Source organism: Sediminimonas qiaohouensis DSM 21189, from assembly GCF_000423645.1.
GTDB lineage: Bacteria > Pseudomonadota > Alphaproteobacteria > Rhodobacterales > Rhodobacteraceae > Sediminimonas > Sediminimonas qiaohouensis.
In genome coordinates this window covers 1-12496 of sequence record NZ_AUIJ01000040.1, presented here as the reverse complement: position 1 = coordinate 12496, position 12496 = coordinate 1, and the positions used below count along the sequence as shown (strand labels likewise).

The 12496-nt window shown below is 59.6% G+C and carries 12 protein-coding genes and 1 pseudogene; 9 read left to right on the top strand and 4 right to left on the bottom strand.

All coding sequences use genetic code 11. The features are described 5' to 3' along the window. From G568_RS0116915 to exaC, 4 genes and pseudogenes are all read left to right on the top strand, one after another. Positions 1-171, top strand: a pseudogene (locus G568_RS0116915) (IS5/IS1182 family transposase); the annotation flags it as partial. Positions 172-227: 56 nt separating this feature from the next. Beyond that, positions 228-1214, top strand: coding sequence for an APC family permease (locus tag G568_RS19310; RefSeq protein ID WP_245582974.1), 987 nt, complete (start codon positions 228-230; stop codon positions 1212-1214). Between the two features lie 24 nt (positions 1215-1238). Then, positions 1239-1652, top strand: coding sequence for a universal stress protein (locus G568_RS0116905; protein ID WP_026759094.1), 414 nt, complete (start codon positions 1239-1241; stop codon positions 1650-1652). Positions 1653-1753: 101 nt separating this feature from the next. Then, a complete protein-coding gene (gene exaC, locus G568_RS0116900) occupies positions 1754-3277 on the top strand; it encodes an acetaldehyde dehydrogenase ExaC (protein ID WP_026759093.1) in 1524 nt (507 codons plus the stop codon). Between the two features lie 153 nt (positions 3278-3430). Here the strand turns inward: exaC and G568_RS20885 are convergent, their stop codons facing one another. The 3 genes from G568_RS20885 to G568_RS0116880 form a co-directional block, all read right to left on the bottom strand. After that, entirely contained in the window at positions 3431-3907 is a 477-nt protein-coding gene (locus G568_RS20885; RefSeq protein ID WP_084627453.1) for a YbaK/EbsC family protein, read from the bottom strand. A 167-nt stretch (positions 3908-4074) separates the two neighbouring features. Continuing rightward, positions 4075-4869 (bottom strand): Rid family hydrolase, encoded by a 795-nt coding sequence (locus tag G568_RS20615; RefSeq protein WP_211222278.1) that lies wholly within the window; start codon positions 4867-4869, stop codon positions 4075-4077. Between the two features lie 35 nt (positions 4870-4904). Then, complete coding sequence (locus G568_RS0116880; RefSeq protein ID WP_211222277.1) at positions 4905-6110, bottom strand: NAD(P)/FAD-dependent oxidoreductase; 1206 nt, start codon at positions 6108-6110, stop codon at positions 4905-4907. Between the two features lie 329 nt (positions 6111-6439). Here G568_RS0116880 and glnT point away from each other — a divergent pair, with 329 nt between their 5' ends. The 5 genes from glnT (at position 6440) to G568_RS0116855 (ending at position 11728) form a co-directional block, all read left to right on the top strand. After that, positions 6440-7834, top strand: coding sequence for a type III glutamate--ammonia ligase (gene glnT / locus G568_RS0116875; protein WP_084627452.1), 1395 nt, complete (start codon positions 6440-6442; stop codon positions 7832-7834). A gap of 18 nt (positions 7835-7852) precedes the next feature. Continuing rightward, positions 7853-8746 (top strand): class II glutamine amidotransferase, encoded by an 894-nt coding sequence (locus G568_RS0116870; protein WP_026759089.1) that lies wholly within the window; start codon positions 7853-7855, stop codon positions 8744-8746. 1 nt (position 8747) lies between these two features. Further along, complete coding sequence (locus G568_RS0116865) at positions 8748-9473, top strand: GltB/FmdC/FwdC-like GXGXG domain-containing protein (protein ID WP_245582973.1); 726 nt, start codon at positions 8748-8750, stop codon at positions 9471-9473. A 37-nt stretch (positions 9474-9510) separates the two neighbouring features. Continuing rightward, positions 9511-10806 carry an FMN-binding glutamate synthase family protein gene (locus G568_RS0116860; protein ID WP_425423415.1) on the top strand — a complete coding sequence of 432 codons (1296 nt, stop codon included), beginning with the start codon at positions 9511-9513 and terminating at the stop codon, positions 10804-10806. 259 nt (positions 10807-11065) lie between these two features. Then, positions 11066-11728, top strand: coding sequence for a helix-turn-helix domain-containing protein (locus tag G568_RS0116855; RefSeq protein ID WP_211222276.1), 663 nt, complete (start codon positions 11066-11068; stop codon positions 11726-11728). A 483-nt stretch (positions 11729-12211) separates the two neighbouring features. On the opposite strand, the gene G568_RS0116850 is transcribed toward G568_RS0116855, so the two are convergent. After that, positions 12212-12496 (bottom strand): transposase (locus tag G568_RS0116850; RefSeq protein WP_026758304.1); only part of this gene is annotated, 285 nt, incomplete at its 5' end.

Below are 12496 nucleotides of genomic sequence, written 5' to 3'. Positions count from 1 at the left end.
GGATACCACCGCCGAAGCCGCGTCGAGACCAAAATGCACTGCGTGAAAATGCTGGGCCAGCGCCTCATGGCGCGGGACTTCGATCGTCAGGTTGCGGAAGTCCAAGTCCGCATCCTCGTCATGAACGGCTATACCGCGCTCGGCATACCCATAACTGAGCCCGTAGGATGAGTCTGTCTGGGGAAAGGGGGCGTCTGGCCTTCAACCAATTTGTGCAACAGAGTCGCGTGCAGGCAGAGAGTTATGCGCCGCTGGTTCCGCCTAACGGCAGTTGGAATATCGGGGGCTGGACGCTGTTTCTTGGGGCGCTCTTTATCGCGGGCTGGTCGACCTACGCCTTCGAGACGGCGGTCTGTTATACGCGTGAGTTCAAGAACCCCGCGACCGATACCAAGCGCTCGATCATTGCGGCGGGCTTGCTGTGTGTGGTCCTTTATTCGTTGGTCGCGGCAACCTTTCAGGGGTTTCTCGGGATCGAGGGCATGACCGCGCCCGGCATCGTGGACGGCACCGGGGTGGCGGCGGCGATGGGGGACATGGTCGGCTCCGGCTCTGCTTTCGTTACGCATCTGCTGGAAATGATGATGATCCTGGCGCTGCTGCTGGCCATCATGATGGCGATGGCGGGTTCGTCGCGCACCCTTTATCAAGGTGGGGTCGATGGCTGGCTGCCGAAGTACCTGTCGCATACCAATGAACATGGTGCGCCGACCAAGGCGATGTGGACGGATCTTGTCTTCAACCTCGGGCTGCTGACCTTCGCGGCGTCGGATGCGACGGCCTATTACCTGATCCTGTCGATTTCCAATGTCGGCTACATGCTGTTCATTTTCCTGAACCTTCAGGCGACCTGGATTCATCGGATCGACAGCCCCAACATCGAGCGGCCCTATCGTGCGCCGAACTGGCTGGTGGGGTTCAACGCCTGCCTTGGCTTCTTCAACCTGTTCCTCATGGGGGTTGGCGCGAAGCTGTGGGGGAACCCGAATGCGCTTTGGTACGGTTTCGGTTTTGCGCTGCTGATCCTGCCGGTCTTCGTCTATCGGCATTACATTCAGGATGGCGGCCGTTTTCCAGATCATATGCTGGTGGATCTTGATCTTCAGGGTCAGGACCTGGGTGAGAAGAGAGCCGGGATATTGCCATATCTCGCGCTGGCCCTGGGCGGAGTGCTGATCCTGATCGGCCACTACTACTTCCAGTTGCCGAGCTAAGGACCAAGGGAAAGGATGGAAGTCATGACCAAGACTGTACTTTGTGCAATCGACGGAAACCTGCATGATCAGGAGGCAATCCGCCTGTCTGTCGCAATCGCTGCCGGGATGGACGCCAAGCTCAATCTTCTGGCGGTGGATCATGTGAATTTCGACGGTCGCAGCGCGCCGGTTCACGAGCTCGGCCATCAGAAGGTCCAGGAACTGCTGACCAAATCGCGTGATATCGCGATCGAAGCAGGATGCCCCGATCCGCGAATGACGGCCGTGGCAGGACGGGACATTGCACGTGCAATTCTCAACTATGCCGAGGAACAGCATGTGGACCACATCGTTCTGGGCACGGGCGAGAAAATGTTCGTCGAGCGATTGCTGATCGGATCTGTGAGCCACGATGTCGTGCTCGGCGCGCATTGCGGTGTCTCGGTGGCACGCTAGCCCCTTCTGACAAGACGCTACCGGATCGGGCCCCTACATGTGGCGGGGCCCGACCAAACCAAACCAAGTCAACTGGCGAGAACGCCATATCGGAGGAAATCATGAACCAAGCAGTCTCGTTATCCAAGGAAAGGTCGAAGTCGCCTTTTCGCACCCGCTATGACAATTTCATCGGTGGAAAATTCGTGCCGCCCGTGAAGGGGGAGTATTTCGGCAATGTCACCCCGATTTTCGGGGAGGTGGTCTGTGAAGTGGCATGTTCCACCGCCGAGGATGTGGAATTGGCGCTTGATGCCGCCCACGCGGCCAAGGACGCCTGGGGCAAGACCTCGGCGGCCGAGCGTTCCAACGTCCTGCTCAAGATAGCCGACCGGATCGAAGAAAACCTTGATCAGATCGCCATGGCCGAGACATGGGACAACGGCAAGCCGATCCGCGAAACCACGGCCGCCGACATCCCGCTGACGGTGGACCATTTCCGCTATTTCGCGGGTGTTCTGCGCGCCCAGGAAGGCAACATGTCAGAGATCGACCACGATACCGTGGCCTATCACTTCCACGAGCCGCTTGGCGTTGTGGGCCAGATCATCCCGTGGAACTTTTCGATCCTGATGGCCGCGTGGAAACTGGCGCCTGCGCTGGCCGCCGGCAACTGCATCGTTCTTAAGCCGGCCGAGCAAACGCCCGCCGCGATCATGGTTATGGCGGAGCTGATCGCGGATCTGTTGCCGGCAGGGGTGCTGAACATCGTGAACGGCTACGGCCCCGACGTGGGCGGTCCGTTGGCGCGCAGCCCGCGGATTGCCAAGATCGCCTTTACTGGCTCGACCGAGACCGGCCGCAAGATCATGGAGGCAGCGACCGTCAACCTGATCCCGGTGACGCTGGAGCTTGGCGGCAAGTCACCCAATATCTTCTTTTCGGATGTTATGGCGCAGGATGATGCATTTCTTGACAAGGCGGTCGAAGGGTTCGTCCTGTTCGCCTTCAACCAGGGCGAGGTTTGCACCTGCCCCAGCCGCGCCTTGATCCAGGAAGACATCTATGAAGAGTTCATCGCCCGCTGCATCGAGCGTGTGAAGGCCATCAAGCAGGGCGATCCGCGTGATCCCGAGACCATGGTCGGCGCGCAGGCGAGTCAAGAGCAGCAGGACAAGATCCTGTCTTACTTGACGATCGGCGTTGAAGAGGGCGCCGAGGTTCTGACAGGCGGCGAAGCGGCGCATTTCGATGGGGACCTTGGCGGCGGGTTCTACATCCAGCCCACGATCCTGAAGGGTCACAACCAGATGCGCGTCTTCCAAGAGGAGATCTTTGGTCCCGTGGTTTCGGTGACGACATTCAAGACCGAGGAAGAGGCTCTCGCCATCGCCAATGACACGATGTACGGCCTTGGCGCCGGTGTCTGGACGCGTGACGGTACCCGCGCTTATCGGTTTGGGCGCAATGTCGAGGCGGGGCGTGTCTGGGTGAACAACTACCACGCCTATCCGGCGCACGCAGCCTTTGGCGGCTACAAGCAATCCGGCATCGGGCGCGAGACCCACAAGATGATGCTGGACCACTACCAGCAGACCAAGAACATGCTGGTCAGCTACAACCCCAACAAGCTGGGCTTCTTCTGAGATTGCCCTGGCGGGCGGCCTAGCAGGCATTTGCGCACGCTCGGCCGCCCGCCATCCCATGCTCCATGACCTGGTGCGCGAAGGCGCTGACCCCGGATAGTTGCGCGGTGCATGTGGCCCGAACGGCAGGGGAAACGCGACTTCTGAGCAGTTTTAACCGATGCAGATGTGACTTGTACTGCCGGAGGTGGCCACCAACGCATCCTGCGGCGCCAAGCGAAGCACTATCCCGCGCTTCCCGCCGTTTATGCAGATTCTTGTAAGTGATAAGATCGATGCATCGAACAGGACCGGGCAGGGCCTTCTCTGGGCGATGGGGCTGATTCCGCCAATGTTGTAGCCAGTTTGCCGCAGGAGCCCTTCGCGGGGGAATAATGCTGCACGCCTTGCGCCCAGATGCCGCGCGAGGGCCTTCATCGACAAGCGTCGGTCAACTGGAAGGACCGCGCATGCCGGGTGCCGGTCTGCCGTGATCATCAATGTCTTGAACAGCGCTCCGGGTTGGATGCCCAGCGCAGTGGCTGCGTGAAGCCCCAGTTCGTCTTGCGACCCGTCAAAGGGATGACGCAGGATCTCGAAATGGATGCCCAGAGTTTCGAGTCGTCGAACGGCAGGAGTGGTAGCGGCCATGCGTCTATCGGGGAGTTGATGATCGGGATGAGGAGAGCGGCCAACACACGAGAAATGCTGCTTGGCCGCGCGAAATACCGTGAACTGCTGCGGGCGGGGCGCATGTTTCGCGCTCTGGCAGATCCGGGCCTTGCCGCGACACGCAGGGCAAGGCCCGGGCAAGTATCCTAGCCGAGCTGAGCATAGGCTTCGATTTCGACTTTCTGCCAGGGCCGCATCATCGAGACGACCTGGACCAGCGTGCTGGCGGGCCGGATATCGCCGAACACCTCGCAATGGGCGCGGGCCACTTCTTCGGCATCGTTGATGTCACGCAGATAGACCACAGTGCGCACCACGTCCGAGAAGCGTGCGCCCCCCTCGGCCAATGCCCTTTCGATAATATCGAATACCGCCTTGGCCTGGATATAGGGGCTGCTCTTTTCGTAGCCGGCCGGGGCGCAGGTGCCCGACACATGCACATGGTCGGTAGTCGCGACGGCCCGGGAATAGCCGTACACATTTTCGAATGCCCCGCCCGATGATATTTTCCTTGTTCCGGGTGCCCGCTGTGCATAGGCCTCGATCTCGACTTTCTGCCACGGCCGCATCATCGAGACGACCTGGACCAGCGTGCTGGCGGGCCGGATATCGCCGAACACCTCGCAATGGGCGCGGGCCACTTCTTCGGCATCGTTGATGTCACGCAGGAAAACCGTCGTGCGTACCACGTCTTCAAAGGAACTGCCGGCCTCGGTCAGTGCGGATTCCATCGTTTTGAAGATTGCCCTGGCTTGGAGATAGGCAGTTTGCTTTTCGCAATCGGCCGGGGCGCAAGTGCCCGATACGTGAACGTGCGCGCCGCAAGACACGGCGCGGGAATATCCGAACACCTGTTCGAAGGCGCCGCCGGACGACACGTTCTTGCGGGTCGTCCCGCCTTGTGCGGGAATGATGGTTTGCTGAGTGTTATCTTTTGGCATGGTACCTCCTGATTGTTGCCGGTGGTTGAGAATGATCAGCTGTAGGCATCCTTGACGCGGTACCAGCTTTCGAAGACGGGAACGGCCCGATCGGCAACGAAGTGGAACGGGTGCGTCGGGAAGGTGATGTCGTCGAATTCCGTGCGTCCCTTGGGACTGCCCAGGACCTTCAGGGCGACCTTGTGCCCAAAGTAGATGGAGCGCGTGACGCCGGTCCCGCAATAGCCCATGGCGAAGTGAATGCCCTTGGGCGTCTTGCCCAGATGCGGCAGGTCGTCGAAGGTATAGCCAATCTGCCCGGTCCAGCCATGGGTCGCCTTGACTTCGCCCAGATCAGGGAAGACCCGCAACATGTCCGAGGCCAGGTGCCCGAAAGCCGCCGGCGTGTCGGCGCGGACCATTCGGCCCGCGCGCCCGCCCCATATCAGGCGCGGCTCGGATGGAGCGGCACGGAAGTAGAAAAAGACCCGCGCGGAATTGCCGTACATCCGCTTGGCCGGCATCATCGCGTCGATCTGTTTTTGTGGCAGGGCCTCGGTTACGATCACCGACGATGGCACCTGGACGATCCGTCGGCTGAGGTAGCGGTCGAACCCACGCGTGTAGCCATTGGTGGCCGCGATGACGTTGGCCGCCCAAATGGGTCCGGCGTGTGTGGTAACGATGAAACCTTTTGAGTCACTCTCGATACCCAGTGCCGGCGTATTGTCCAGCAGCAAGGCGCCTGCCTCGCGCAGACGCGTCACCAGGCGTCCATGGAAGAGGCCAGGGTGCAGGCTTGCATCGTCTGGCAGGACAGAGCCGCCGTAAAAGTAATCGGTGCGGATTTCCTTGTGCTGCTCTTGCTTGGGCACCATGAACGATTCGACGCCCGCAAACTTGTGCAGGTCTTCCATGTCACGCGCCATTGCGTCGTAGTGAGCAGGACGTACTGCGCCACGGAAGCGTCCGCATCGGTAGAAATGGCAATCGAGATTCTCGGTGCGAATCAGCTCCTCTATGTAGTCCAGCATGGCGACGCCCTCCGATAGCAGGGCCTTCGCCTTGAGCTCGCCGAACATCTCGATCAGCGTCTTTACCCGGAACTTCTGATTTCCGCTGCCTAGTTGGCTGCCGTTTCTGGTGCTGGCGCCTGCGCCCAGTTGATCCTTCTCCAGAATCGCCACGGAACGGCCCGCGCGGGTCAAGGTCAATGCGGCCGAAAGTCCAGTGAAACCAGATCCGATCACCACCACGTCCACCTTGCGTGGCAACTGCGCGTGCGTGGCTGCGGTCAGGCTCTGACCCTGTCTCCAATAGGGATCGGAACACAGCGCGGCGGGTGCCGCGCTCGCGGGAGAGGGGGTCTTGCCTGCAAGCTCGGCAAGTGTCGGTTGGCGATGGGCGGAAGGCTTTGTCATCTCGTTGCTTTCTCAAAGGTCTGGGCGCGATCTTTCGCGTTTCCTTAACTCGAGGATAAATGAAAGTGCATGCATATGATACAAAAAGATTGCGCAAACTGCAATTTGCCCCTAAAGCTGAAGCCATAGACAAAAACTGAACAGGACTGACCACGGGAGGTTGGAAAACAATGAACGAAGAGAAGACACAGTCCGGGTCGCTGCCTTTTGGTGCTCTCGCGACACCACCGGGCCTTACCGAAGGGGCGGCTCGGGATTTCCTCGAAAGCAACGGCGTACGCTTTGTTCTGGCGCAATTCGTGGATATTCACGGTGTAGCCAAGAGCAAGGCAGTGCCCCTGAACCATTTCGAGGCGCTGCTGACCGACGGCGCAGGGTTCGCCGGTGCGGGTGCCTGGGGGCTGGGCATGAAACCGCACGAATCGGAATTCATGGTGCGCTGTGAGCTCGACACATTACGCCTGATGCCGTGGCGTCCAGAATATGCTTCGATGTTTGGTGTCGGGCTTGTCGATGACAACGAGCATGCGGTTGATACTCGCAACGTGCTGCGCAAACAGCTTGACCGGTTGGCCGAGCGGGGGCTGAAGCTGAATACCGGGATGGAGCCGGAGTTCATCTTGCTCAAGGAGCAGGGCGGCGAGCTGGTTCCCTTCGATGACACGGATCGGTTAGCCAAGGCCGCCTACGATTACCGCGGGCTGTCGCGTGGGCGCGCCTTCCTGCATCCGCTCGTCGAGACGTTGGAAGCTGTGGGCATCGATGTCTACCAGATCGATCACGAGGATGCGAACGGCCAGTACGAGATCAATTTCAAGTATGCCGAGGCGCTTCGCACAGCCGACCAGATCACCTATTTCAAGATGGCTGCCGCCGAGATATCGCATGATATCGGTACGATCTGCACCTTCATGCCGAAACCCAGGTCCGACGCCACGGGCAGCGGTATGCATATCCATCTGACGTTGGAGGATGAGAAGGGTACCAACGTTTTCGCCGACGATAGCGATGACCGTGGAATGGGTCTGAGCAAGATGGCCTACAATTTCCTCGGCGGTTTGCTGGCGCATGCGCCAGCACTGACTGCGCTACTGGCTCCTACCGTGAACTCCTACAAGCGGTTGGTAGTCGGGAACAACGTGTCGGGCACCACCTGGGCGCCGGTTTATGTCGCCTATGGCGACAACAACCGCACAGCCATGGTGCGTGTGCCATACGGCCGCCTGGAATTGCGTGTTGGGGATTCCGCAATGAACCCCTACCTCGCCACGGCCGCGATGCTGGCGGCGGGCCTTGACGGGATCGATCGCGAGCTTGATCCGGGCGAGCCCCACAACATCAATTTCTATGACCTGTCGCTGACCCAGATCGCGGATCTGGATGTCGATATCTTGCCGCAGACCCTGAGCGATGCGCTCGAGGCTTTGCGCGGCGACAACCTGTTCGCCGAGACGCTGGGACAGCAGCTCATTTCGGAATTCCTCGCAATCAAGCAGGAGGAGTGGACGGATTACCACCGGTCGATCTCGCAATGGGAGCTGAACCGGTACTTGCGGTTTTACTAATAGGAAAGGGAAAACAACATGTGTGGAATTGCTGGTTTGTTCATCAAGAACAAAGCAATGGACGCCCAGATGGGGGCGATGCTGACGCAGATGACTTCGACGCTCTGCGGCAGGGGGCCGGACTCGGCCGGGTTTGCGATCTATACGGAGGACGATCCAGGCTTCACCAAGCTGTCGGTCATCGCGCAGGGCGATGCCGATCTCGATGGTCTGCACGAGCAAATGTGCCAGGAGATCGATCCGGCCATCCAGAAATCCGCGACCGGAAACAATGCCGTCTTTCGCGTGCCAGATGCCCACGCGGCACAGGCAATTGAATGGATCGATGCCCGCCCTGCCAAGTTGGCGCTGATCGGGCAAGGCAAGCGTCTGGAGATGTACAAGGACGTAGGGTATCCGGACGATGTGGCACAGCGGTTCAGTATCGCGCAGATGCGCGGCACACATGGCATTGCCCATACCCGCATGGCGACCGAATCCGCGGTAACGCCCGAAGGCGCGCATCCGTTTTCGACAGCAAACGATCAGTGCCTGGTGCATAACGGTTCAATCTCGAACCACGCTTCGATGCGACGCGCACTTCGCAAGGCCGGTATCAAGGTGCGAACCGAGAACGATAGCGAAGTGGCTGCCGGGTACCTCAGCCAGCAGATGCACGAGGGCAAGTCGCTTGGTGATGCGCTCGACTCCTCGCTTGATGTGCTGGACGGGTTCTTCACTTTTGTAGTCGGGACCGAGAACGGCTTTGGCGTGCTACGCGATCCCATTGCCTGCAAGCCTGCGGTCATGGCCGAAACCGATGACTATGTCGCCTTTGCATCCGAGTACAAGTCGCTGACCTGCTTGCCGGGCATCGAGAATGCACGTGTCTGGGAACCGAACCCCGCCCACAGTTACTTCTGGGAACATTGAGATGATGACGATACAAACGCATAAGGCGGCAAAAAACGAAACGGTCTTCGATCTTTCCCAAACGTCCGTCCGCGACTTGAACGCCTTTCTTCACCAACTGCCTGACGATATTCCGTGCGATCCGGTGCGCGTCACCCACCTGACCGGGGATCACTCGGTCGTGGCCGGGGTGGATGCGGATCTGGATGTCCAGGTCGATGGCCACGTGGGTTATTTCTGCGGTGGCATGCTGCGCCAGGCCCGACTGACCATCAACGGGAACGCCGGGCAGGGCGTCGGTTCAAACATCGAAACCGGCCGAATTCATGTGCGTGGTGACGCCAGTCAGTCTGCTGGAGCCACGGGCCGCGGTGGCCTGCTTGTCATCGAGGGTAACGCCTCGGCCCGCTGCGGCATCTCGCTCAAGGGCGCCGATATCGTGGTGAAGGGCAATATCGGCCACCTCTCGGCCTTCATGGCTCAGAGCGGGCGACTCGTGGTCTTCGGCGACACCGGTGACTCCCTGGGTGACTCACTTTACGAGGCGCATATCTATGTGCGCGGCTCGGTGACCAGCCTCGGAGCGGACTGCATCGCCAAGGAGATGCGTGACGAACACCGCAAGGAACTGGCAGACCTTCTGGAAGCGGCGGGCGAGGCGGGCAGGATCGATGTCAACGATTTCACTCGCTACGGTTCGGCTCGGCAACTCTACAACTTCAAAGTCGACAACATAGGAGCCTACTGAAATGTCGGAAACCATTCTTCCTCAAACGCCTCCACGAATGTCGGCAACCTTCGATTCCTATGCCCTTGCGGAAATCCACCGGGCGGCGGCATCGGGCATCTATGATATTCGCGGCGGCGGCGCTAAACGAAAGGTGCCGGGGTTTGATGATCTGCTGTTCCTTGGGGCGTCCATGTCGCGCTACCCGCTCGAAGGCTATCGCGAGAAGTGTGACACCAGCGTTGTGCTAGGCACGCGCTTTGCCAAGAAGCCCATCGAGTTGAAGATCCCCATTACCATTGCCGGTATGAGCTTTGGCGCGCTGTCGGCGGCTGCGAAGGAGGCGCTTGGAAGAGGAGCGGGTGCAATGGGCACCTCGACCACCACGGGTGACGGGGGGATGACCCCCGAAGAGCGTGGTCAGTCGAAAACGCTGATCTACCAGTACCTGCCGTCACGCTATGGCATGAATCTGCACCATCTGAAGACGGCTGATGCGATCGAGATCGTCGTGGGGCAAGGCGCCAAGCCCGGCGGGGGCGGCATGCTCCTCGGGCAGAAGATTACCGACCGTGTTGCGCAGATGCGCACCCTGCCCAAGGGCATTGATCAGCGTTCGGCCTGCCGCCACCCAGATTGGACCGGCGCCGACGATCTGGAACTCAAAATCCAGGAGCTGCGCGAGATCACCGATTGGGAAAAACCGATCTATCTGAAGGTCGGTGCATCGCGCCCTTACTATGACGTGGCCCTCGCGGTGAAATCGGGCGCTGATGTCGTGGTGCTCGATGGTATGCAGGGCGGTACCGCCGCGACACAGGATGTGTTCATCGAGCATATCGGCATTCCCACCTTGGCGGCTATTCGGCCCGCCGTTCAGGCGCTGCAGGATCTGGGGATGCATCGCAAGGTGCAATTGGTCGTCTCGGGCGGGATCCGCAATGGTGCGGATGTGGCCAAGGCCCTGGCGCTTGGTGCGGATGCGGTGGCTATCGGTACTGCGGCGATGGTGGCACTGGGCGACAACGACCCCAAGTGGGAAGAGGAGTACCAGAAGCTCGGCACCACTGCAGGCGCATATGACGACTGGCAGGACGGCCGTGATCCCGCGGGGATCTCGACCCAGACGCCTGATCTGATGAAGCGGCTGGACCCGGTTGAGGGCGGTCGCCGCCTGGCCAACTACCTGTCGGTTCTGACGCTTGAAACCCAGACCATCGCGCGGGCCTGCGGCCACAACCATGTTCACAACCTGGAACCCGAAGACCTGGTCGCATTGACCGTCGAGGCCGCCGCAATGGCGCAGGTGCCGCTGGCTGGTACCGGTTGGATCCCGGGCAAGACCGCCCTATGAGCTTCGGATAGCTGATGGACCGCCCTGAAGGGGGGCGGGGCTACCAATGCTTTTGGACTGGACGCGCGCCCGCACCGGGACCTACACTCGGTGCGGGTGGTGCATTGTGATCCAGGGGCAGCGCGGCTTCCACAGGCGTGCCAGAAGCGTGTGAAATGGCTCCGCGTTCTGATCCTTGACTAAGCCTTTGCCGTCCTGCATCTCGTCATCTCGTGGCGGGGTCAGGCTGGACGAGCCGGGTAGCAGCAAGGAGCTGAAATTGAAAGCGAAAAATGGCGATCAGGGGCGTACAAACAAGAGATCCAAGCAGCTTGAAAAGGTGAGTGGAGAGGGGCTTGGTCCCGTGGATACGACGTCAATTCCCATCGACATGCGTGTCGGCGCGGTCGTGCGGCGCAAGAGGCAGCAGTTAGGGCTTACCCTGTCCGACATGTCGGCCGGGTGCGGCCTGTCCTCGGCCATGCTAAGCCGGATCGAGAACGGACAGAATGCCGCCAGCCTGGAAGTTCTGGAGCGAATTTCCGGTGCGCTTGGCGTCAGGTTGTCATTTTTGATGAGCGAGATCGACAAGCCGCAGGGGATGGCCCAACTACTCAAGGCCGGCGAGCAGCCCGAGGTCATTCGCACCGGATCGCGCTACGGGCACAATTACCGGCTTCTATCCTACCAACGCGGCGCAAGCCGCTTGTTCGAGCCGTTCCTGATCCATCTGGATCGTGAAAGCGACGAGTTCCCGAGGTTCCAGCACCCGGGAACCGAGTTTATCTACATGCTGGAAGGAAAGATGCAGTACAAATTCGGGGATAATTCTTATCTGCTCGAACCCGGGGATGCGTTTACTTTCTCCGGCGAGGTTGTGCATGGGCCAGAGGACGTTCTGACCGAGGCGGTCAAGTTCATCACCGTTATCGTCCACGATTGACGGGGCGATCGGCGCTGGCCCTATTAGGCTTCCTAGATGAATCTAAATTTTTGCTAGTCTGCGTAGTACGCTAACGTAGTTATATAGGTGGGTTCGTTCAGCATCGTCTAAGCGATCTACGTTTTGAAATTCTGCAAAGGTTTGACCGGTCATCTCTAAAGATAAACCCAACATCCGCAAGTATCTCTTTGCAACCATACCAGTGATTTGGCGAGTATCGCCCCCTAAGCGTATGCTGTTTCCGTCGAATGAAATATGGTGCCCGCCATCTTTATTCTGGCGAACATGGCACCCAAGCTGATCACAGCGACTAAGAAAATCCGCAGTTCTCATATCGGAAGGCGCAACATTGCGAGAAATCGAATTTTGACGAAGCCATAGGGCAATTTTTTCAACGGCCTCATCTGGCCCGAGGCGGTTCACCGAGTTGACTCTGTTGCACAAATTGGTTGAAGGCCAGACGCCCCCTTTCCCCAGACAGACTCATCCTACGGGCTCAGTTATGGGTATGCCGAGCGCGGTATAGCCGTTCATGACGAGGATGCGGACTTGGACTTCCGCAACCTGACGATCGAAGTCCCGCGCCATGAGGCGCTGGCCCAGCATTTTCACGCAGTGCATTTTGGTCTCGACGCGGCTTCGGCGGTGGTATCCACTCCAGTTTCGCCAGATCGCGCGGCCGAGGTATTTCGAAGCTCGCAGGGCCTCGTTTCTGGCCATTGCACCCGCGGTGACGGTCTTCCACGGCTTGGCGTTTTTGCGAGGCGG

Coding starts and splice junctions, on each gene's coding strand:
- glnT (WP_084627452.1), top strand. CDS start 6,440: ATGAACGAAGAGAAGACACAGTCCGGGTCGCTGCCTTTTGGTGCTCTC.
- G568_RS0116865 (WP_245582973.1), top strand. CDS start 8,748: ATGATGACGATACAAACGCATAAGGCGGCAAAAAACGAAACGGTCTTC.
- G568_RS0116860 (WP_425423415.1), top strand. CDS start 9,511: ATGTCGGCAACCTTCGATTCCTATGCCCTTGCGGAAATCCACCGGGCG.
- G568_RS20885 (WP_084627453.1), bottom strand. CDS start 3,907: ATGGCCGCTACCACTCCTGCCGTTCGACGACTCGAAACTCTGGGCATC.
- G568_RS0116870 (WP_026759089.1), top strand. CDS start 7,853: ATGTGTGGAATTGCTGGTTTGTTCATCAAGAACAAAGCAATGGACGCC.
- exaC (WP_026759093.1), top strand. CDS start 1,754: ATGAACCAAGCAGTCTCGTTATCCAAGGAAAGGTCGAAGTCGCCTTTT.
- G568_RS20615 (WP_211222278.1), bottom strand. CDS start 4,869: ATGCCAAAAGATAACACTCAGCAAACCATCATTCCCGCACAAGGCGGG.
- G568_RS0116905 (WP_026759094.1), top strand. CDS start 1,239: ATGACCAAGACTGTACTTTGTGCAATCGACGGAAACCTGCATGATCAG.